We start from the raw sequence: 1,883 nt of genomic DNA, 5'->3' as shown, positions 1-1,883 counted from the left end.
GCCTACGACATGGCCCAGCCGGGTCAGCGCATCCTGATCCTCGCCGGCACCCCCTTCGGCGCCCCAGGGGCTGCGAATCTGCTCCGTCTGGCCCATGCTCCGAGCAAGAAGGGGCGCTGAGGCGTCGTTTCAGACCAGCGGGGGAGCATGATCAAATACATCGGCTCCAAGCGGGCCCTGCTCGGGCAGATCGTCGGCGCGGTGAAGACCGCGCTGCCGGACGGCGGGACCGTCTGCGACCTGTTCTCCGGCACCGCCCGTGTCGGTCATGCGCTGAAGCGGGAGGGCTTTCGGGTCTGGTCGAACGACCACAACGCCTACGCCCACGCACTCGCCACCTGCTACGTGCAGGCGGACCGCGACCGGTGGCTCGACCGCGCCGAGGCGGTGCTGGCGGAGCTGCGGGAGGTGAAGCCCCAAGGGGGCTGGTTCACCCGGACCTTCTGCGAGGACGCGCGCTATTTCTCGCCGGAGAATGGCGCGCGGATCGACGCCATGCGCGACCGGATCGCAACCATGGGGCTGGAGCCGGAGCTGGAGGCGATCGCCCTGGTCAGCCTGATGGAGGCGGCGGACCGGGTCGACTCCACGGCCGGGCTGCAGATGGCCTACATGAAGCAATGGGCCGCGCGCGCGTTAAAGCCGCTCGAGCTGCGGATGCCCGACGTTCTGCCCGGGGCGGGCAAGGCCACCCGGCGTGACGCCGTCGAACTGGCCTCCGAGATCGAGGCCGACCTCGTCTATCTGGACCCGCCGTACAACCAGCATTCCTACCTCGGCAACTATCACTGCTGGGAGAGTCTGGTGCTGTGGGACAAGCCGGAGACCTATGGGATCGCCAACAAACGGATCGACGTCCGCACCCGCAAGAGCGCCTTCAACAGCCGTCCGGGCATCGCGCCGGCCCTCCGGTCGGTGATCGAAGGGTTGAAGGCGCCGAACCTCGTCGTCTCGTTCAACGACGAGGGCTATCTGAACCGCGCCGAGCTGGTCGAGATGCTGTCGGCGCGCGGCGAGGTGCAGGTCATCGAAATCCAGCACCCCCGCTACGTCGGCGCGCGCATCGGCATCCATAATCCCAAGGGCGAAAAGGTCGGCTCCGTCGGGCGGCTGCGGAACGTGGAATACCTGTTCGTTGTCGGCGATCGGCCGCTGAAGCTGGCCGACGCGGCCTGAGCCGCAAATGTTCGGAACAGGACAGAGTCCCGGTCGTTATCCGCGGCATGGAAGAGCTGTCAGTGACCCCCGCCCGCCGGCAATACGCCCATCAAGCCTATGGCCGTACCGCTGATGCGTTCGAACCCGTGGCCTGGCGTCCGCCGGTGTCGAAACGGTTCGATCCTCGTCCGGCGAACGACGGCTACGGGCCCGGTTCAAGTCTGAGGGAAGACTTCGCGGCGTTGCCCGCCTGGGCCACCATCGTGGGCGGAGGCATGATCGCGGCGCTCGTCGGCGCCTTGTTGGGCGGCGCCCTACAGGTCTAGCGGCTCGAGCAACGCACGGATCGGCGCCCAGCCGCGGCGGTGAGCCGGGCAGGGGCCCAGCGCCTTCAAAGCCGCCTGATGCACCGGCGCATTGTAGCCCTTGTGCGAGGCGAAGCCGTAACCGGGGTACTCCTCGTCCATGGCGATCATCAGCCGGTCCCGGGCCATCTTGGCCAGGATCGAGGCGGCGGCGATCGACAGCGACAGGCCGTCCCCGCCGACCACCGTCTGCACGTCGCACGGCAGCTTGAAACGATAGTTGCCGTCGACCAGCGCCGCGACCGGCTGGATCGCCATCGCCTCGATCGCGCGGCACATGGCCAGGCCGGTGGCGTGCAGGATGTTCAGCTCGGCGATCTCCTCGACCGAGGCGAAGCCGACGCCCCAAGCCAGCGCCCG

3 protein-coding genes and 1 pseudogene are annotated in these 1,883 nt (G+C 68.2%); 3 read left to right on the top strand and 1 reads right to left on the bottom strand.

All coding sequences use genetic code 11. The features are described 5' to 3' along the window. The 3 genes from VGB60_RS06780 to VGB60_RS06770 form a co-directional block, all read left to right on the top strand. Positions 1-120 (top strand): hypothetical protein (locus VGB60_RS06780; protein ID WP_331037506.1); only part of this gene is annotated, 120 nt, incomplete at its 5' end. 27 nt (positions 121-147) lie between these two features. Next, on the top strand, positions 148-1,176 hold the full coding sequence (locus tag VGB60_RS06775; RefSeq protein WP_331037505.1) for a DNA adenine methylase: 1,029 nt from the start codon (positions 148-150) through the stop codon (positions 1,174-1,176). 62 nt (positions 1,177-1,238) lie between these two features. Further along, positions 1,239-1,484: a hypothetical protein gene (locus VGB60_RS06770; RefSeq protein ID WP_331037504.1), complete on the top strand. Its 246-nt coding sequence runs from the start codon at positions 1,239-1,241 to the stop codon at positions 1,482-1,484. Here the strand turns inward: VGB60_RS06770 and VGB60_RS06765 are convergent. Then, a pseudogene (locus VGB60_RS06765) lies at positions 1,473-1,883 on the bottom strand (ribonuclease HII); the annotation flags it as partial. The gene VGB60_RS06770 and the pseudogene VGB60_RS06765 overlap by 12 nt on opposite strands.

The organism is Brevundimonas sp., from assembly GCF_036399195.1.
Taxonomy (GTDB): Bacteria; Pseudomonadota; Alphaproteobacteria; order Caulobacterales; family Caulobacteraceae; genus Brevundimonas.
This window is presented reverse-complemented; position numbering and strand designations above follow the sequence as displayed.